General features: G+C 51.6%; 16 protein-coding genes. 7 read left to right on the top strand and 9 right to left on the bottom strand.

Annotation, left to right across the window (positions count from 1 at the left end; all coding sequences use genetic code 11):
* Positions 1-24: 24 nt before the first annotated feature.
* The 3 genes from dnaG to rpsU form a co-directional block, all read right to left on the bottom strand.
* Positions 25-1,878 (bottom strand): DNA primase, encoded by a 1,854-nt coding sequence (gene dnaG / locus NYR02_RS04340; protein WP_260975170.1) that lies wholly within the window; start codon positions 1,876-1,878, stop codon positions 25-27.
* Positions 1,879-1,983: 105 nt separating this feature from the next.
* Positions 1,984-2,430 (bottom strand): GatB/YqeY domain-containing protein, encoded by a 447-nt coding sequence (locus NYR02_RS04335; protein WP_260975169.1) that lies wholly within the window; start codon positions 2,428-2,430, stop codon positions 1,984-1,986.
* Positions 2,431-2,460: 30 nt separating this feature from the next.
* Positions 2,461-2,676, bottom strand: a complete 216-nt coding sequence (gene rpsU, locus NYR02_RS04330; protein WP_015485757.1) for a 30S ribosomal protein S21 — start codon at positions 2,674-2,676, stop codon at positions 2,461-2,463.
* A 294-nt stretch (positions 2,677-2,970) separates the two neighbouring features.
* Between rpsU and tsaD the strand changes: the two genes are divergently transcribed.
* Genes tsaD through folK form a run of 3 tightly spaced genes read left to right on the top strand, consistent with a single transcriptional unit; the run spans position 2,971 to position 4,908 of the window.
* Positions 2,971-4,044: a tRNA (adenosine(37)-N6)-threonylcarbamoyltransferase complex transferase subunit TsaD gene (gene tsaD, locus NYR02_RS04325; RefSeq protein WP_260975168.1), complete on the top strand. Its 1,074-nt coding sequence runs from the start codon at positions 2,971-2,973 to the stop codon at positions 4,042-4,044.
* Entirely contained in the window at positions 4,037-4,408 is a 372-nt protein-coding gene (gene folB / locus NYR02_RS04320; RefSeq protein WP_260975167.1) for a dihydroneopterin aldolase, read from the top strand. The genes tsaD and folB overlap by 8 nt, the downstream gene beginning before the upstream one ends.
* Positions 4,408-4,908, top strand: a complete 501-nt coding sequence (folK, locus tag NYR02_RS04315) for a 2-amino-4-hydroxy-6-hydroxymethyldihydropteridine diphosphokinase (protein WP_260975166.1) — start codon at positions 4,408-4,410, stop codon at positions 4,906-4,908. Before folB ends, folK begins: the two co-directional genes overlap by 1 nt.
* Here folK and NYR02_RS04310 read toward each other — a convergent pair.
* Positions 4,905-6,176, bottom strand: a complete 1,272-nt coding sequence (locus tag NYR02_RS04310; protein ID WP_260975165.1) for a multifunctional CCA addition/repair protein — start codon at positions 6,174-6,176, stop codon at positions 4,905-4,907. The two genes, folK and NYR02_RS04310, sit on opposite strands and share 4 nt — an antisense overlap.
* A 106-nt stretch (positions 6,177-6,282) precedes the next feature.
* Complete coding sequence (gene traF / locus NYR02_RS04305) at positions 6,283-7,872, bottom strand: conjugal transfer protein TraF (protein ID WP_260975164.1); 1,590 nt, start codon at positions 7,870-7,872, stop codon at positions 6,283-6,285.
* Between the two features lie 424 nt (positions 7,873-8,296).
* Between traF and NYR02_RS04300 the strand changes: the two genes are divergently transcribed.
* The 4 genes from NYR02_RS04300 (at position 8,297) to NYR02_RS04285 (ending at position 12,126) form a co-directional block, all read left to right on the top strand.
* Positions 8,297-9,211 carry a DMT family transporter gene (locus tag NYR02_RS04300; RefSeq protein WP_260975163.1) on the top strand — a complete coding sequence of 305 codons (915 nt, stop codon included), beginning with the start codon at positions 8,297-8,299 and terminating at the stop codon, positions 9,209-9,211.
* 120 nt (positions 9,212-9,331) lie between these two features.
* On the top strand, positions 9,332-9,937 hold the full coding sequence (locus NYR02_RS04295; RefSeq protein WP_260975162.1) for an LPP20 family lipoprotein: 606 nt from the start codon (positions 9,332-9,334) through the stop codon (positions 9,935-9,937).
* A 24-nt stretch (positions 9,938-9,961) separates the two neighbouring features.
* The gene (locus NYR02_RS04290) at positions 9,962-11,161 is read left to right on the top strand and encodes a flagellar assembly protein FlgT (RefSeq protein ID WP_260975161.1); all 1,200 of its coding nucleotides are present in this window, start codon (positions 9,962-9,964) and stop codon (positions 11,159-11,161) included.
* A 101-nt stretch (positions 11,162-11,262) separates the two neighbouring features.
* Entirely contained in the window at positions 11,263-12,126 is an 864-nt protein-coding gene (locus tag NYR02_RS04285) for a DMT family transporter (protein WP_260975160.1), read from the top strand.
* Between the two features lie 35 nt (positions 12,127-12,161).
* Here the strand turns inward: NYR02_RS04285 and NYR02_RS04280 are convergent, their stop codons facing one another.
* The 4 genes from NYR02_RS04280 to glpE form a co-directional block, all read right to left on the bottom strand.
* On the bottom strand, positions 12,162-13,676 hold the full coding sequence (locus NYR02_RS04280) for a SpoVR family protein (RefSeq protein ID WP_260975159.1): 1,515 nt from the start codon (positions 13,674-13,676) through the stop codon (positions 12,162-12,164).
* On the bottom strand, positions 13,673-14,953 hold the full coding sequence (locus NYR02_RS04275) for a YeaH/YhbH family protein (protein WP_260975158.1): 1,281 nt from the start codon (positions 14,951-14,953) through the stop codon (positions 13,673-13,675). Before NYR02_RS04275 ends, NYR02_RS04280 begins: the two co-directional genes overlap by 4 nt.
* Before the next feature lie 41 nt (positions 14,954-14,994).
* Positions 14,995-16,917: a PrkA family serine protein kinase gene (locus NYR02_RS04270; RefSeq protein WP_260975157.1), complete on the bottom strand. Its 1,923-nt coding sequence runs from the start codon at positions 16,915-16,917 to the stop codon at positions 14,995-14,997.
* Between the two features lie 404 nt (positions 16,918-17,321).
* Positions 17,322-17,648 carry a thiosulfate sulfurtransferase GlpE gene (gene glpE, locus NYR02_RS04265; protein ID WP_260975156.1) on the bottom strand — a complete coding sequence of 109 codons (327 nt, stop codon included), beginning with the start codon at positions 17,646-17,648 and terminating at the stop codon, positions 17,322-17,324.
* Between the last annotated feature and the right edge of the window lie 32 nt (positions 17,649-17,680).

Raw genomic sequence — 17,680 nt, 5'->3', positions numbered from 1 at the left:
ATGGTCTGGCTGTTTATGATTTTTTTAATGGCGGGCGTAAATACGCGCCCGTTTTTTATTAATGCTGTGCAATTGTTTGTGCAGCTCGCGCTTGCGCGCCTGTTCTTCACTGCTGAGTTTTTCGCCGCGCTCAAATTTACTGGTCAGAGTGCGCAGTTCGGCACTGAGTTTGCGCGCGTTCATTTGTTTCAGAACCACGGCGATATCGGCGGCTGTGGGTTTCATCTGGCGGTCGGGTCGGTCGGCCAGTTGCTGCAGCTCTGCCTGATAGGGCGAGCCGATCCATTGAATCAGTAAGCCCACGCTGCTCTGTTGCGGTGTTTGCTTCAGTTTGCGCAGCACCTCTATTAACAGGCGCTCGTACTCACTTTCCGGCTCGGTATCGGGTAACTCCAGTTCGCTCGCCAGCGATGGCTGTTTGACCAGGGCGGTCAGTGCTTTGTGCACCAGCGGAGCAAGCGTGTCGGCGCTGTGATCCTGTTGCGGCGGCTGCGGCTCGTGGCGGTCGTCATCCAGATAAGCCGGCAAAGGCTCTTCGTGGTCGGGCAATTCCGCGCTGGCAGCGGGCGCGGAGGGCGCCGATTCAAGACGGTCGAGGGCGACGCTGTCGGCACCGAGTTCATCGCGCAGTTTGTTACGCATCAGGCTGCGTAACATGCCTTTCGGCAGTTTATTAATTAACGGGGCGGCCAGTTGATCCAGGCGCGCTTTGCCATCCAGGGTGTCGAAGTCGACCTGTTCTTTCAGGTGGTCGAACAGAAATTCCGGCAGATGTACGGCCTGATTCAGGCGTTGCTCGAAGGCGTCTTTGCCTTCCTGGCGCACCAGGGTATCAGGGTCTTCGCCATCGGGAAGAAACAGGAAGCGTGCCTGTACGCCATCTTCGAGTACCGGTAATACGGTTTCCATGGCCCGCGCAGCGGCGGTGCGCCCGGCCTGATCGCCGTCGAAACAAAAGATGACTTCCGGTACGACTTTGAATAACCGTCGCAGGTGGTGCTCGCTGGTGGCGGTGCCGAGGGTGGCGACGGCGTAATGAATGCCGAATTCGGCCAGCGCGACGACATCCATATAGCCTTCGACAATGACGATGCGGGTCAGCTTCTGGCGGATTTTACGCGCTTCGTACAGACCATAAAGTTCGCGGCCTTTCTGAAAAATCGGCGTTTCCGGCGAGTTCAGGTATTTGGGTTTTTCATCATTCAGTACGCGGCCACCGAAGGCGATGTAACGGCCACGGGCATCGCGAATGGGAAACATAATGCGGTCGCGGAAGCGGTCATAGGTGCGGCCGTCTTCTTTTTCGATCAGCATGCCGCAGCTGATGAGTTGTTTTATCAGCTCGCGTTCGCCATTGGCGGCAAGATAATTCTGCAGGTTGTCCCAGCCTGGTGGGGCGTAGCCGATGCCGAAAAACTTGGCGGCTTTACCGGACAGACCGCGATTTTTTAAGTAGTCGACGGCTTTGCCACGCTGCTCATGACTGCGCAGCATTTTTTCGAAATAGCTGCCGGCTTTTTGCATTAAATCGAACAGTGGCTGGTGTTGCTGTTCCTGGCGGGCTTCGAAGCTGACCTGTTCTTTCGGTACTTCCATGCCGGCTTGTGTCGCCAGCTTTTCCACGGCGTCGGGGAAGCTGAGGCCGTCGAACTCCATGACGAATTTAAGTGCACTGCCGGATGCGCCACAGCCAAAGCAGTAATAAAACTGTTTGTCGGGACTGACGGTAAAGGAGGGCGACTTTTCGTTATGGAAAGGGCAGCAGGCAGAATAGTTTTTGCCGGTCTTTTTCAGTTTGACGCGGCTGTCTACCACATCGATTACATCGACGCGGGCGAGTAGGTCATCTATAAAAGACTGGGGTATGCGGCCTGCCATAAATGCGGTGCCTGTTGTGCTGAGCGTATATTTGATTAAGCCGTATAAACGACAAAAGCGCTACACACCGGGATGGGTAGCGCTTCTATTGCCTGCAGAGCAGAATCAGCCCAGTTGAGACTTCACCAGTTGACTGATCTGTGCCATATCGGCACGACCTTGCACTTGTGGTTTCAGGATGCCCATGACTTTGCCCATGTCCTGCATTGAAGCAGCACCGGACTGTGCAATCGCATCAGCCACCAGTTTGGCCAACTCTTCTTCGCTCAAGGCTTCTGGCAGAAACTCGGACAGTACATCAATTTCATACTGTTCGACGGCTACCAGGTCGTCGCGTCCGGCGGCAGCGTACTGCGCGATGGAGTCACGACGTTGTTTGGTCATTTTATCGAGAATGGCCAGAGCACGTTCGTTGTCGATTTCAATGCGTTCATCGACTTCAACACGTTTGAATTCTGCCTGCGCTAAGCGCAGAGCATTCAGCCGCTCTTTTTCTTTGGCGCGCATTGCCGCTTTGACAGCGTCTTTAAAACTGGCAACCAGAGTACTCATGCGGTCTCCTTTATTCCCGTAATCCGGCTCTTAGTAGAGACGGACCATTTTACGCTGTTCGCGCTGCACTTTTTTCAAGTGACGCTTAACAGCGGCTGCCGCTTTACGCTTACGGATCCAGGTTGGCTTCTCGTAATGCTCACGACGACGTACTTCAGACAGTACGCCTGCTTTTTCGCAAGAACGCTTGAAGCGACGGAGTGCGACGTCAAACGGTTCGTTTTCTTTAACTTTTACAGCTGGCATCCAATCACCTACGTTTTAAATCAGTCTGTTTATGGGGAAACCACAGGCCCCAGTTAGAGGGCGGGCATTCTAAATCCTTTGTCCGCGGATTGCAAAGAGTAGTTTGAGTATTGGCCACAGGCAATGTGCAGGGCGCGTGGTTGCTGGGTTCTTGCTAAATACCCGTGGGGTTTATCCTGTCATTCCTGCGCGCTTTAAGTGTCTGTTGGGCTGTTCGGGAATTGCGGGTAGCGCCAGCTCTGGTGCGGCAGTATCATGCGCCCCTTCGTTAGATCGTGTGAGAAGAGATTATTTATGCGGGTTTTAGGTCTGGAAACATCCTGCGATGAGACCGGCATCGCCCTGTATGACAGTAAGCAGGGTTTGCTGGCACACCGGGTTTACTCGCAGATTGCACTGCATGCAGAATACGGCGGTGTCGTGCCGGAACTCGCTTCCCGTGATCATGTGCGCAAAGCGCTGCCACTGATTCGCGAAGTGTTGCACGAAGCGGGCCTGACGCTGGCTGAACTGGATGGTGTGGCTTACACCTCAGGGCCGGGATTGGTCGGTGCTTTATTGGTGGGGGCTTGTTTAGGCCGCAGCCTGGCCTGGGCGCTTGATCTGCCAGCCATTGGTGTTCACCACATGGAAGGCCACCTGCTGGCGCCGATGCTGGAAGATAATCCGCCTGCTTTCCCTTTTATTGCCTTATTGGTTTCCGGTGGTCATACCCAGCTGGTTCAGGTTGATGGCATCGGTCGTTACACATTATTAGGCGAGTCTCTCGACGATGCCGCCGGTGAAGCCTTCGATAAAGCCGCAAAAATGATGGGATTGCCGTATCCCGGTGGCCCTGCTCTCAGCGCGCTGGCGACCCTGGGTGATGAAAAACGCTTTAAATTTCCGCGTCCGATGACCGACCGTCCTGGTCTGGATTTCAGCTTCAGTGGTTTAAAAACCCGCGTGCGCACGACGATTCTTGAATGTGCGGTGGATGGTGTGTTGGCGGAGCAGGATAAAGCCGATATCTCTGCCTGTTTTCAAGCGGCCGTGGTCGATACGCTGGCGATTAAATGCAAACGGGCGATGCAGCAAACGGGTATTAACCGGCTGATTATCGCCGGTGGTGTGGGGGCTAATAAGCGCCTGCGCGAAAAATTGCGTACTACTGCCGAGGCCTTGGGTGGTGCCGTCTTTTATCCACGTCCGGAGTTGTGCACTGATAACGGCGCGATGATCGCTTATGCCGGTACCCAGCGCTTACTGGCCGGAGAGCATTCTGATCTGGCGGTCTCGGTTGTGCCACGCTGGCCGATGACCAGTCTGACGCCGGTTGATTGTGTTGCTGTTAACGTGAATGCAGAGCGTGGTGCAGAGCATGGATAGAGTTTTTATTCGCGGCCTGAAAGTCGATGCTGTTATCGGTGTTTATGACTGGGAAAAGCAAGTGCGTCAGCCTTTGGTTTTTGATCTGGAAATGGCCTGGGATATTCGCCTGGCGGCTGCCACCGATGATCTGATGCATGCATTAAATTATCAGGCGGTTACCGAGTTTATTGAGCGCTTTGTTCGTGAGCAGCATTTTCAGTTGTTGGAGTCCTTGCTGGAGCGCCTGGCTGAAGCATTGCGCAAAGAATTTGGCATGCCCTGGCTGGGTATTCAGGTGGAAAAACCGGCGGTGGTGCCACAGGCGCGTGCGGTTGGTTTGTATATTGAACGCGGTGATGAGCTGGCGGGAGATAATCGCTGATGTCGCGGATTTTTCTTGGCTTAGGTTCCAATATTAATGCCGAGCAGAATCTGGCGGCTGGAATCGCCCGCCTGAGTGAACACTATTCTTTGTTGCGCGTATCGCCCTGGTATCGTTCACCCGCACTGGGTTTTGATGGTCCGGATTTTATTAATCTGGTGGTCGAAATTGACAGCAACTGCTCTCTGACCGAGCTGGCTGGTACATTAAAACAGCTGGAATTTGATTTTGGCCGCACGCCGGATGCGGTGAAATATTCATCCCGCGCACTGGATATCGACATCTTATTATTTGATGATCTGGCTGGTGATTTTTCCGGATTGCAATTACCGCGTACCGATATTCAGCAGTTCGCTTTTGTATTGCGGCCGTTGCTGGATATTTTCCCCGACGGTGTTGATCCAGCTGATGGCACACCACTGGCGCATTACTGGCCAGCGCTGGCCGATCAACCGTTGTATCCGGTACGCGCCAGCCAGCATTCGATTGCCCGCGGTTAATCCGGGCTATTACTGTTCTTTCCGGTTATCGCCTGGAATTTAGGGCCTTCAGTTTCTTTCCAATGTTGTAAATGATGGTCGCGCGCTTCGTCCAATGCGGCTCTTATGGCGGCACCCTGGTGTCCCTGCGCTATGATGTCTTGCACTCGGATTGTTAATGCTTCTTTTAATGCGGCGCGCACATAGTTGGCTTGCGGATATGGTGTGTTTTCCAGTCCGGTACGGCCTTTGGCATCGGCTTCACACACCCATAAAAATTGTTCAAAACGTTCAGGTTTACGCCAGGCATCGAGTTGGTTAAATACCTTGTTAAGCGTGCTGCCTTTTAATTCGAAGGCGCGATGAATATGGGTATGAAATTCGCTGCTCAGCAGCGCCAGGTCGGCGGCATCGCGCGGAGCCTTCAGACGTTGATGTAACGCTTTTAAGGGTTTTTTGCCACGGGCTTCGTGCGCAATATGGCGTGGCCATTCGGTTTGTGGCGTTAATGCTTTGCCCAGGTCATGCGTGAGTGCGGCCCAGCGGACAGCAATGCTCTGGCTGAGCTTTCCGGCAGCCATCAGTGATAATAATGCGTGAATACCGCAATCAATTTCCGGGTGATGTTGTTCCGGTTGTGGAATGCCAAACAGGGCATCAATTTCACCGAACCAGACTTTCAACGCGCCGCAATCACGCAGTACCTGGAAGTAAACGCTGGGTTGTTGCTCGCCCAGTGCGCGCTGGGTTTCATTCCACACCCGTTCGGCAACCAGGTGATCCAGTTCTCCGGCATTAACCATATTGCGCATCAGTGTCATGGTTTCGTCGGCAACGTGGAAACCTAAGGGTGCAAAGCGTGCAGCAAAGCGTGCAACGCGCAGAACCCGTAATGGATCTTCGGCAAAGGCGGGCGATACATGGCGCAGTAAACGTCGGTCAAGATCGGCTTTGCCATTGTAGGGGTCAATAATATTGCCCTGATCATCCTGTGCCATGGCATTAATGGTCAGGTCGCGGCGTAATAAATCTTCTTCCAGGGTAATGTCAGGACTGAAGCGACAATCAAACCCCTGATAACCCTGGCCGCTTTTCCGCTCGGTGCGGGCCAAAGCGTATTCTTCGTGGCTTTGCGGATGCAGAAAAACCGGAAAGTCGGCGCCGACCTGCTGAAATCCCTGAGCCAGCAACTCGTCCGGTGTGCTGCCTACCATCACCCAATCACGGTCTTTTAAGGGAATATTCAGTAGCTGGTCGCGTACCGCGCCGCCGACAAGGTAAATCTGCATAACTAAAATTCCGTCAATAAAAAAGCCGCCACAATATTGTGACGGCTTTTAAGTTTAGCCTTTCAGGCATCAGAGCAGAACCTTTGCCGGTTCTGTCTGGCCGGAATCAGAAATAGAAACCGGTTTCCAGCGCAACACCGGCTTCTTTTTCAGGATCGCTCGGGTTTGCCATCGCGGCGATATCCAGGTGTACGCCAAACGGCGACAGACCAAAACCAACGGACACCATGTCGGAATTGCTTGCGCTCATATTGGTACGATAACCGGCACGCAGTTGCAGAGTACTGAACAGATCAAACTCGGCACCGATTGCGGCGTATTGGGTTGGATTTTCGAAGGCAATCGGATCGTTCTCGGTCAGGTCTAAATCCACCGCGACATTAACCCAGCTGCTCTGGTAGGAGAGGCCGGCGCGGAACTGAGGGTTCAGTTTTACCGAGCCTCCATCAATGGTATAAGCCGGCTGCAACGGATCCGGATTGCCATTGGAGTCTTTTGGTGTAACCAGTACATCGGCGTAGTCGAACTCGCCACCCAGTAAGTTTTTACCTACCAGGCCAGCTACCCAATTGCCCTCAGAGCCGAAGCGGTATGACGCGCCGATATCCAGGTTTACTTTGCTGTAGTCTTCTTTGGAGTCTTCCAGATCATCTTCGTCGACTTCATCAAAACCATCCACCTCATCGGCATAGTGATAGGTCGTGATTTTCTGCAGTTTTGGCGTCAGGCCAATGGCTACTTTTTCACCGGAGAAATCAAATTCGCGGGAGAGTGATACGCCCAGGTCGACAATGGCGACCGCAACAACTTCGGCGGTTGATGTCAGGTTGGCATCACTGGCGTCGTCGGTCAGTGCACCATTGCTGAATATACTCGTGCCATTCGGGCTGGTGTATTCATAGGTTTGCAGGTTATCAACGGCACTTTGCAGATTCAGTGCTTCTGTCGGGGTGATTGTATTATCAGCAGTGGCGTCGTCAATTCCTGTAGAGACATCATCGGCTGCATCAATATAGCCTTGTGCCGCCGGAACGTAACTGTTCAGTAAACCCAGATCACTGTCGGTAAAGTTGACCCGGGCAGATACGTTTGCTGTTCCGGAAAAACTGATGGCTGCGGCAAATTTTTTGCTTGGAATGGCCAGCGCACCACCTACGCCAAGGCGCGCACTGAGTGGGCTGCCAGAGATATTGTCCAGGGATTTTGTCAGATCAGAAATCGATGACTGAGTGACTACAAGGTCATCATCGACGTCACCAAGTGCGGATTTAAGGTTGGTGTTGGCGGTAGCGATCTGGGCTGCATCACCGGTTCCAATGGCGGTTTCCAGTTGAGAGATCCGGGTCGTCAGGGTATCAAGGTTGGCATCAAGGCCACTGGATAAGCCGCTGCCTTCAATGGCATTTTCAAAAGCAGGGAAAATTTCGTCAGAAATTAATTCTGCTTCATCGATCAGTTCCCCTTCATCCGCCAGGTTGACGCCTATTTGAGGAAACAGCAGAGCGAAATCATCGTCTTCGGATGCTTGTGACAGCAGCGAAGGGTTATAAGCCGGGGCGTGGGCGCGTTGGGCGCTGGCAACACCGGTGCTTCCCATAGCCAGACCACGGGCATCCATTGGCAGGAAAGGTGCAGCCTGGACAGATTGAATGCTGAGTGTTGCGATGGCGACTGCCAATAGTGAACGTTTGATCATGATCCGAGTTCCTTGTTTATCGTTAAACGAATGATGCTGGTTGGCTATGTGCGAAAAAAAACGATCTTCCGGGAATTATTCCCAGTCAGTTATTGTCTTAGTCCGTTTTGCACATAATGCCGTCAATCGTACAACTATAGTAGTCAGTATTCGCCACCCTTGCATAACGAATATGGCAAGTCTATCCTGCCGAATCTGTGTTAATTCGTTAACAGAATAAGTAGATCTGAATGTTAAACGTCATCTGTCCGAAACAAGCTTTTGCCACTATGGCTGCGCCGCTGCGAATTCGCCGCGCCATGGTTGTGCATGCCCGTTTCCGGCGGTCGTTTTAGTCAGTTCGCTCTGTTCTGTTTAAAAGGCCGCTTTCGCGGCCTTTTTTGTGGGCTGCAGGTGGTGTTCTGGTTTCTCCGGGGTCTGTGTTATGCCTGTTGTTGTTGCTTATCTGCTGGTGGTTTTTATCTGGTCCACCACGCCCATTGCTATCCAGTTCAGTCAGGACGGATTGGATTTTTTTACCGCTCTGACGCTGAGAATGTGGCTCAGCGCTCTGTTATCTTTGCCCATTCTTTTGCTGCTGCGTCAGCCTTTGCGTCTGAATCGTGCTGCATTAATGAGTTATCTGGCCGGTAGTCTGGGCGTCTATGGTGCAATGATGTCAGTCTACTGGGGCTCTCTTTATATTCCATCGGGTTTGATTTCGGTGCTCTATGGTCTCAGCCCTATGTTGTCCGGTGCGCTTGCCTGGTTCTGGCTGAATGAACGCGAACTGACGCCCGTTCGGGTGTTGGCGTTGTTGCTGGCGCTGTTAGGACTGACGTTTGTGGTTGCCGGGCGACTGGCACTGGATGACGGTGCCTGGCGTGGCATTTTGGGCACGCTGATGTCTGTTTTTTGTTTTGCCGCCAGCGCGGTATGGGTAAAGCAGGTCAATGCGGGTCTGCATCCGATGGTGCAGACCAGTGGTACGTTGTGGTTGTCATCATTTGTCTACCTGCTGACACTGCCATTATTTGGACTGCATCTGCCGGATGAGTGGCCTTTGGCCAGTCAGCTGGGGCTTGGCTATCTGGTGGTGTTCGGTTCTCTGCTGGGGTTTATGTTGTATTACCTGGTGCTGCAGCATCTGCCTGCATCCCGCGTGACCCTGATTACTCTGATTGCGCCGGTGCTGGCCGTTTTCTGGGGCTTCTGGCTGAAAGACGAGCGCCTGGCCGCCAGTTCGGTATTGGGTGCCGCATTGCTGCTGGCCGGTTTGGCGCTGTATCAGTGGCATGCCTGGCCGGATCGCAAGTTGCGTGACCTGTGGTTTTTCTCGCGCAGAATAAAAAAAGTTTAAATTTTTGCCGTCGCGGCCGATAGATGACCTAACAGGGGAATCTCTGTCCGCAAACCATGACGGCTGTTATGGCGATGAATAAGGACAGATTCCTGCGCCTCAGTTGTTCGGGAGATTGTTATGAAGTGGCCTTTCATGCTGGCAGGCAGTGCCATCGCATCCATGATGTTGCAGGGGTGCTCAAGCGCTCTGATTGAAGACAGTAATCTTAGTGAAGACCCTGAGGCGTATTTTCAGCCGGTGGAACAGGAAATAGACCCGATTGCGCCGATGGTGTTACGGGTTGTCGGTTATGGCGCAATGGATACGGACAAGAAAAAAAGTGAAGTCCAGCGACGCCTGATGGCCATTCGCGCATCCAAAATGGATGCCTACCGCTCAATGGCTGAGCGGGTGTATGGCACGTCTATTCAGGGCAGCACCACGGTACGCGATATGGTTGTGCAGAATGACCGCTTCCGCAGCTATGTGGAAACCTATATGCATGGTGCGCGGGTTGTATCGTCGGATGTGATGCCGGATGGCAGTGTTGAAACGCTGCTGGAAATGGTGATTGACCAGGGATTCCGCAATTGTTTACAGACGTCAGACAGCCAGCGTTTCAATGTTGATTGCCGTGCATCATTAGGCAGTCCGTCCGGCAGCAGTAACTTTGCTTCCAGCCAGCGTCAGCGTGTTCAGGGTGAAGCCAGCGTACCGGAAACCGGCTTTTACTTTATTGAGTGATAGCCAATCTGGCGAGGAGGCTTTATGCGTATCCTGAGCGTGATGTTCATTGCTTTATGTTCACTGCCTGTTGCCGCTCTGACGGTCGAAGTTACCGGTGAGGCACCGCTGACCGGTGCTGTTTCTTATGCCCGTGAGCAGGCATTGCAGGATGCCATGCGTCAGGCCAGTCTGCGCGCCGGTGCTCAGGTCAGCAGTACGCAGCTGATGAGCGATGGGGTGGTCAAACAGGATGATGTACAGGTGCGTTCGCATGCGCAGCTGAAAAATATCGAAGTGCTGTGGGAGGATCAGTCCGGCGGTTTATATCAGGTAGCTATCCGTGCCGATGTCAGCCCGCAGGCGATGTGCCCGGCCAGTACCCAGCGTTACCGAAAAGCGGTGGCCGTGGCCGGATTCGGACTGGCGCGTCCGCAGCAGGCCACACTCGGACAGCTGCAGAACATTGAGCAGGACTTACCCCGAGTGTTGGTTAATACCCTTAACAATCGCGGTGCAATCCATGCGTTGGATGCCACCCGTACCAGTCTTTATCAGGACCCAAGGCGCGCTCCATCGATGGAAACAGCGCAGCAGCGCTTAACCACATCGGTCGCACTGGCGACCCAGTTGGGGGCGCAGTATGTGGTGTCGGGCGTTGTGCGGGACCTGGCGATGATGGGGGAGGCGGGTAATGATTCCGGCCGCAACCGTGGCTCCGACAGCTGGCTGGATTTATTGGGTCTTGAAAGCAACAACCGCGACCGCCAGTTCGTGATGGATGTTTTTGTTCATGATGGCCTCAGTGGCGCCATGTTGTTTCAGCGCAGCTATTCGGCTCATGGTGCCTGGGATCGTCCGGCGCGCGAACGGGTGCCCTTTGCTTCTCCTCATTTCTGGCAAACACCTTATGGGGCCGAGGTGCGTGAATTACTCAGTGGCGTGGTGGATGATGTCGATGAGGTGTTACGTTGTCAGCCGTTTATGGCGCGCATCGTAAAAGCCAAAGGCAACCGCCTGCACATTGAAGCCAGCGCCGGAGCTGGTATTCGCCCGGGGGATAAATTTCAGGTTTACCGTACCGGTACTTTTTATAACCTCGACCTTGAGCCTCGTACCGAACTCAGTGATATGGCGACCGAGATTGTCATTAAGCAGGTACAGCCGCAGTTTGTTGTTGCAGAAATGAAACTGACCGCCGAGCATCTGGCGATTCAGCGCGACGATATGGTGATTGCCTGGTAATGCTTTAATGGCGCAAGGCGAATAGCCTTCGCCTTTGCGCTTATTTATATTTCTGTCAGTCGTGCTACCCTGCCTGCCCTTGTTCTCTGTGGATCGTATCCATGCTGCAAAATCGTCATCCTGCTTTCGTCGCGGCACTGTGGATGTCAGGGGCGCTGCTGTCATTTATGTTGATGGCGATTTCCGGACGGGAATTGTCACATTCGCTCACTACCTATCAGATTCTGTTTTTCCGCAGCGTGATCGGTGTTGTGGTGATCGCTGCTCTGCTCAGCCGCAGTGGCTGGGGACAAATAAAGACGCAACGGCTTAAAACCCACTGGTTACGGAATATTGCTCATTACGCAGGGCAATATGGCTGGTTTTATGGTCTGGCTTTTATCCCCTTAGCAGAAGTGATTGCGATTGAATTCACGACGCCGGTATGGACAGCGTTGCTGGCATTTTTTCTGTTAAAAGAGCGCCTGACCGGACCACGTTTGCAGGCTTTGGTATTGGGTATTGCCGGGCTTTTGCTGATTTTGCGCCCCGGTGCGGGCGTGCTTCAGCCCGCAGCGTTTGCGGTGTTGGGCGGTGCTCTTGGCTATGCCTTTTCTTATATCCAAACCAAATCGCTGACCCGAACCGATACACCTCTGTGCATTCTGTTTTATATGACGCTTATGCAGCTCCCCTTTGGTTTGGTGCCGTCACTGCTTAACTGGACAACGCCTGCGCCTGAGACTCTGCCCTGGATTTTACTGGTGGGTATTACTGCGATGAGTGCGCATTTCTGCATGGCGCATGCGTTTCGTTTGGCGGATGCAACCGTGGTGGTGCCAATGGATTTTCTGCGTTTACCGCTGATTGCGCTGGTGGGCTACTTGTTTTATCAGGAAAGTATTGATCTGTTTGTGCTGGCCGGTGCCGTGTTGATGTTCAGCGGTAATCTTCTGAACCTGCGGGCGGAATACCGGCGCAACTGAATTCTTACTCATTTACGCCGGGTTGACTGGGACTTTTACTCCTCAATGAATGTAGAGGGGCAGCTTTGGCGTTTGATCATGCGTTCTTCTTTATACGTTTCCAGATGAATATCAAATCCCCAAAGAAAATGCAGGTGTTTAAGTACTTCATGGGTATCGTTTGAAAGCGGTGTGCCGTTTTGCATGGTGTGACGCAGAGTCAGTGAGCGATCACCTTCAAGATCAACCGACCAGATCTGAATATTCGGTTCGCGCACTGAAAGATCATACTGACGCGCCAGCATTTCCCGCAGTTTCCGATAGCCGCGTTCATCATGAATGGCGTCGATCAGGTATTTGTTTTTTTCATCGTCGTCGTAAATGCTGAACAGATGAAATTCGCGCATCATTCTGGGTGACAGAAACTGCTGAATAAAACTCTCGTCTTTAAAGTTGTTCATGGCAAAGTGCAGTGTTTCCAGCCAATCGGAACCGGCAATATCCGGAAACCATTCACGGTCTTCAGCTTTTGGGTTCTCACAGATACGTTTAATATCCTGAAACATATTGAATCCCAATGCGTAGGGATTAATACCGCTGAAGTAAGGTGAATCAAAACCGGGCTGCATAACTACGTTGGTGTGTGATGTCAGAAACTCCATCATAAAACCATCGGTGACTTTGCCCTCATCGTAAAGATGATTGAGCAGGGTGTAGTGCCAGAAAGTTGCCCAACCCTCATTCATGACCTGAGTCTGGCGCTGCGGATAAAAGTACTGGGATATCTTGCGTACTATACGAATCAGCTCGCGCTGCCAGGGGGCCAGTAAAGGAGCATTCTTTTCCAGAAAATACAGAATGTTCTCCTGTGGTTCGCTGGGGAATTGACGTTTCTGGTTGTTCTTTTCGGCCTTTAACGATGTGGGTAGAGTGCGCCACAAATCATTAACCTGCTGCTGCAGAATGTTCTCCCGTTCTTTCTGCCGCGTTTTTTCTTCTGCTGCTGAAATGGGCTTGGGCCTGCGATAACGATCGACGCCATAGTTTTGTAAGGCATGGCACGCATCCAGAACCTGTTCCACTTCTTCCTGACCATAACGCTCTTCACAATGGCGCACATAATTTTTGGCAAACAACAGGTAGTCAATAATGGAGCTGGCATCCGTCCAGGTGCGGAATAAATAATTGCCTTTAAAAAAGGAGTTATGGCCGTAGCAGGCATGAGCAATGACCAAAGCCTGCATCGGCATGGTGTTTTCTTCCATCAGATAGGCAATACAAGGATCGGAGTTGATAACGATCTCGTAAGCCAGGCCCATTTGCCCACGCTTATAGCCTTTTTGCGTGGCAAGAAACTGTTTGCCATAAGACCAGTGGTTATAGCCGATGGGCATACCCACCGATGAATAAGCATCCATCATTTGCTCAGCACTGATGATTTCTATCTGATTCGGATAGGTATCCAGCTTATACAGCTTGGCAATGCGACCAATCTCACGGTCATAAACTTCAAGCAGCTCGAAGGTCCAGTCGGAGTCGGTAGACAGATATTCTCTGACTTTTTCGCTCATACAGCCTCCTGATAACGATCCTTGGCAAACAGTTCGCGGAATACCGGATACAGATCGCCGGGATTACGGATCTGGGCCATCGCAAAGCGTGAGGAAAATTGTCGGCTGAGGCCGGTGTATGCTTCCCACAGAGCCTGATGCTGGTTGGGAGTGATTTCAATATAGGCAAAGTACTGCACCATGGATAACAGCGAATCCCCCAGAATTTTTGCGCACAGTGGTGAGTCATCATCCCAGTTATCACCATCTGAAGCCTGGGCTGCATAAATATTCCAGTCGCTGTTCTGGTAACGTTCCTCAACAATTTGTTGCATCAGCTTTAATGCACTGGAAACAATGGTTCCGCCGGTTTCACGGGAGTAGAAGAAGTCCTCCTCGCTGACCTCGCGGGCGCTGGTGTGGTGACGGATAAATACCAGTTCAATATGCTCATAGTTCTTCTGCAGAAATAAATACAACAGAATATAAAACCGTTTGGCGATGTCTTTAATATCCTGTGTCATCGAGCCTGAAACGTCCATGATGCAGAACATAACCGCCTTACTGCTGGGTGTCGGGACTTTAACCTGACTGCGGTAACGTAAATCCAGATCATCGAGGAAGGGAATGGTTTTCAGTCGGCGCTCAAGGTCGGCAATCTGTTCTTTAAGCGCCAAGGCTTCGCTGCTGTCATCCAGTCCGCTCGCCGATAGCCCGGTTAATGCGGCCTGTAATTCCTTCAGTTTTTTACGTTTTCCTACACTCATGCCGATGCGGCGCGCATGAGCATTGCGCAGCGAGCGGACAACCGACAGGTTGTTGGGCGTGCCTTCTGAGACAAACCCGGCGCGACGGGTTTTAAATTCCTTTGACTGGCTCAGTGTTTTTTTGATCATGTTTGGCAGTGCCAGATCATCAAACAGATAATTCAGAAACTCATCGCGGGTAATGTAAAAAGAGAACTCGTCTTCCCCTTCGCCCTGATTACTGGCTTGCCCTGAACCGCTGCCTCCGCCACCTTGCTGCGGTTTGTCCAGTTGATCGCCGGTATGGAACTCTTTATTACCAGGGAATACCCGATGTTGTTTTCCACCGGGACCATGACTGATGCTGGGTTCATGGGTATTACGGGTCGGAATACTGATCTGTTCACCGCGCTCCATATCGGTAATGGAGCGGCGGTTGATCGATTCTGATACCGCCTCTTTGATATGTTGCCGGTAGCGGCGTAAAAACCGCTCCCGGTTGACCATGCTTTTGTTTTTACCGTTCAGGCGACGGTCAATAATGTAAGACATGGTTTACTCCTTATCTGCCGACAGGATTTCTGTTGCGGTCGTTACTGCGACTTACGCACACGCAGGTACCATTCAGACAACAGCCTCACTTGTTTCTCGGTGTACCCTCTCTCGGTCATTCGGGCAACAAAGTCATCGTGTTTTTTCTGATCGTCAGAAGACGATTTGGCAGAGAATGAAATAACCGGCAACAGATCTTCGGTGTTGGAGAACATTTTTTTCTCGATCACGGCGCGCATTTTCTCGTAAGACTGCCAGGACGGGTTGTTGCCATTGTTGTTGGCGCGTGCGCGTAATACAAAATTAACGATCTCGTTGCGGAAGTCTTTCGGATTGCTGATGCCCGCTGCTTTCTCTATTTTTTCGAGTTCTTCATTAATAGAAACCCGATCAAGCATTTCGCCGGTTTCCGGATCACGGTACTCCTGATCCTGTATCCAGAAGTCAGCGTAAGTCACGTAGCGATCAAAAATATTCTGGCCGTACTCTGCATAAGATTCGAGGTAAGCGGTCTGAATCTCTTTGCCGATAAAACCAACGTATTCGGTCGCCAGATATTCTTTAATAAAATTCAGGTAGCGGTTGTGGGTTTCTTCCGGGAACTGCTCCTGTTCAATAGCTTGTTCGATGACATACAGTAAATGAACCGGGTTGGCGGCCACTTCGGTTGAATCAAAGTTAAATACCTTGGACAGAATCTTGAAAGCAAAGCGCGTCGAGATGCCATTCATGCCTTCATCAACCCCGGCTGAATCGCGGTATTCCTGCAGCGATTTTGCTTTTGGGTCGGTATCTTTCAGGTTTTCGCCGTTATAAATCCGCATTTTTGAATAAATGCTGGAGTTCTCCGGCACTTTAAGGCGTGAAAGAACTGTAAATTGCGCAAGCATTTTTAATGTATCGGGTGCGCAATGTGCGCTGGATAATGAGCTTCCTGATAGCAATTTTTCGTAAATTTTAACTTCTTCATTGACGCGCAAACAATAAGGAACCTTGACGATATAAACGCGGTCAAGAAACGCCTCATTGTTTTTATTGTTTTTAAAGGTCTGCCACTCCGATTCATTGGAGTGAGCCAGAATAACGCCCTGGTAAGGAATGGCGCCCATGCCTTCGGTGCCGTTGTAGTTACCTTCCTGAGTGGCGGTCAGCAGTGGATGCAGCACTTTAATCGGTGCTTTGAACATTTCCACAAATTCCATCAGACCCTGGTTAGCACGGTTCAGTGCACCTGAGTAGGCGTAAGCATCCGGGTCATCCTGTGAATAGTCTTCCAGTTTGCGGATATCCACTTTACCCACCAATGCAGAAATATCCTGATTGTTCTCATCGCCAGGTTCCGTTTTGGCAACACCAATCTGGTCGAGGATTGACGGGTAGAGTTTAACCACTTCGAATTTACTGATATCTCCGCCCATCTCATGCAGGCGTTTAACAGCCCAGGGAGACATTACATGGCCAAGATAATGACGGGGAATTCCGTAATCTTCCTGCAGAATCTGCGCGTCTTCTTCCGGGTCAAATAATCCCAGAGGCGATTCAAACACCGGAGAGCCTTTAATGGCATAAAACGGAATGTGTTCAATCAGGTGTTTAAGACGTTCAGCCAGTGACGATTTACCACCACCAACAGGGCCTAATAAATAGAGGATTTGTTTGCGTTCTTCCAGCCCCTGAGCAGCATGACGGAAGTATGAAACAATATTTTCAACGGCTTCCTCCATGCCATAAAACTCAGAGAAGGCGGGGTAGCGTTTGAGAACTTTGTTGGAAAATATGCGGCTTAAGCGCTGGTCTTTGGCTGTGTCGATTAATTCCGGCTCGCCGATAGCCATCAGCATTCGCTCGGCGGCGGTGGCGTAGACACTTTTGTCCTGTTTGCACAATTCAAGGTACTCCTGCAGGCTCATAACTTCTTCCTGCGTGGCGGAGTACCTGTCTTTGTATCGGCTGAATACGCTCATAGTTCACCTCTCCGGTAGCTATTGTGCAGTCTTGTAATATTTTTCGGTTACATAAAATTCCGTTGATTAATGCCTGTTTCTCTCAGACCAGTATGGTTCAGTTTGGTTGACCCGTGCCAGTAAATAATTTTTTTGGCCAAGGTTTTTGTCTGGTGTTCAGAATTAAGGTGTGACTGTTTTTCGACGCCTTAATCTGTCTGTATTTAATTATGCATTGAGCGTGCCGCTTATCGCAGAAGGTAATAAAAATGAAATTATTGGTAATTCAGTTAACAGGAGATTGTCGTTGCAGGAAGGGTATAAACGCAGGGAGTTGTAGCGAGAGGATGTTGATAGTGAACCGGCACCGGAGCTGACACAGAAGGAGGTGCAGAGCGAAGCCACAGCTGTGCTGTGGCCCGTTGTCATCCGTTGTGTTCGCACCATTCAGGGAATGCCAGCTTCCACATTTCGTAACCGCCATCCAGGCTGTAGACATTGGTGTAGCCCTGCTCGCCGAAGAACTGTGCAGCGCCCTGGCTGGAGTTGCCATGGTAGCAGCACACGACCAATGGCTGGTCTTTGTCGGTGGCAGCGATAAATTGTGTCAGGCTTTGGTTGTCTACACGGGTTGCCGCCCGGATGTGGCCAGCATCGAAGCTCATCGCATCACGGATATCGGCAATGGCGACATTGCCTTGTTCAAACAGGGCTTTGGCGTCGCCTGCGTTGATGTGTTTAAACGCACTCATAGTATTACCTCAGTTGGCCCCCGGCAGCGGGA

This window comes from Thalassolituus pacificus, assembly GCF_025318105.1.
In the GTDB taxonomy this organism is placed as follows: domain Bacteria; phylum Pseudomonadota; class Gammaproteobacteria; order Pseudomonadales; family Oceanobacteraceae; genus Venatoribacter; species Venatoribacter pacificus.
This window is presented reverse-complemented; position numbering and strand designations above follow the sequence as displayed.

Coding starts and splice junctions, on each gene's coding strand:
- NYR02_RS04335 (WP_260975169.1), bottom strand. CDS start 2,430: ATGAGTACTCTGGTTGCCAGTTTTAAAGACGCTGTCAAAGCGGCAATG.
- NYR02_RS04275 (WP_260975158.1), bottom strand. CDS start 14,953: ATGTCTTACATTATTGACCGTCGCCTGAACGGTAAAAACAAAAGCATG.
- NYR02_RS04270 (WP_260975157.1), bottom strand. CDS start 16,917: ATGAGCGTATTCAGCCGATACAAAGACAGGTACTCCGCCACGCAGGAA.
- rpsU (WP_015485757.1), bottom strand. CDS start 2,676: ATGCCAGCTGTAAAAGTTAAAGAAAACGAACCGTTTGACGTCGCACTC.
- dnaG (WP_260975170.1), bottom strand. CDS start 1,878: ATGGCAGGCCGCATACCCCAGTCTTTTATAGATGACCTACTCGCCCGC.
- NYR02_RS04300 (WP_260975163.1), top strand. CDS start 8,297: ATGCCTGTTGTTGTTGCTTATCTGCTGGTGGTTTTTATCTGGTCCACC.
- folB (WP_260975167.1), top strand. CDS start 4,037: ATGGATAGAGTTTTTATTCGCGGCCTGAAAGTCGATGCTGTTATCGGT.
- NYR02_RS04310 (WP_260975165.1), bottom strand. CDS start 6,176: ATGCAGATTTACCTTGTCGGCGGCGCGGTACGCGACCAGCTACTGAAT.
- folK (WP_260975166.1), top strand. CDS start 4,408: ATGTCGCGGATTTTTCTTGGCTTAGGTTCCAATATTAATGCCGAGCAG.
- NYR02_RS04290 (WP_260975161.1), top strand. CDS start 9,962: ATGCGTATCCTGAGCGTGATGTTCATTGCTTTATGTTCACTGCCTGTT.
- traF (WP_260975164.1), bottom strand. CDS start 7,872: ATGATCAAACGTTCACTATTGGCAGTCGCCATCGCAACACTCAGCATT.
- tsaD (WP_260975168.1), top strand. CDS start 2,971: ATGCGGGTTTTAGGTCTGGAAACATCCTGCGATGAGACCGGCATCGCC.
- NYR02_RS04280 (WP_260975159.1), bottom strand. CDS start 13,676: ATGAGCGAAAAAGTCAGAGAATATCTGTCTACCGACTCCGACTGGACC.
- glpE (WP_260975156.1), bottom strand. CDS start 17,648: ATGAGTGCGTTTAAACACATCAACGCAGGCGACGCCAAAGCCCTGTTT.
- NYR02_RS04295 (WP_260975162.1), top strand. CDS start 9,332: ATGAAGTGGCCTTTCATGCTGGCAGGCAGTGCCATCGCATCCATGATG.
- NYR02_RS04285 (WP_260975160.1), top strand. CDS start 11,263: ATGCTGCAAAATCGTCATCCTGCTTTCGTCGCGGCACTGTGGATGTCA.